The organism is Bacillus sp. SIMBA_008, from assembly GCF_046535495.1.
Lineage (GTDB): Bacteria > Bacillota > Bacilli > Bacillales > Bacillaceae > Bacillus > Bacillus subtilis.
Genome location: NZ_JAWRWL010000508.1, coordinates 1 through 269 on the forward strand (window position 1 = coordinate 1; position 269 = coordinate 269).

Consider the following 269-nt stretch of genomic DNA (forward strand, 5'->3'; position numbering starts at 1 on the left):
TGCTCAAATGCCGAAACGGATTGTTGGTACGCTGCGAGTGACTTGTCTTTTTCACTTTCTTTCAGTTCTAAGAGCTTTTGAAATTTGTATTGATATCTCACTGTTTTCGTCAATCCTCTCTATTCATCAAACCGAGCAATACATTCACACTGTCTTCAATAGATACAGCCTCTTCTACATCCTGCTTCAAAAATGAAATCAGATGAGGATAAGCCTGCATAGCATCATCAATGTCTTTCGAGGAGCCTTTTTTATATGCTCCAATGTTA

Annotated in this window: 2 pseudogenes; both read right to left on the reverse strand. The window is 38.3% G+C overall.

The annotated features are described in order from the left end of the window. Positions 1–113 (reverse strand): annotated as a pseudogene (gene fliJ, locus SB658_RS24225) (flagellar export protein FliJ); the annotation flags it as partial. After that, positions 110–269, reverse strand: a pseudogene (gene fliI / locus SB658_RS24230) (flagellum-specific ATP synthase FliI); the annotation flags it as partial. The pseudogenes fliJ and fliI, both read right to left, overlap by 4 nt.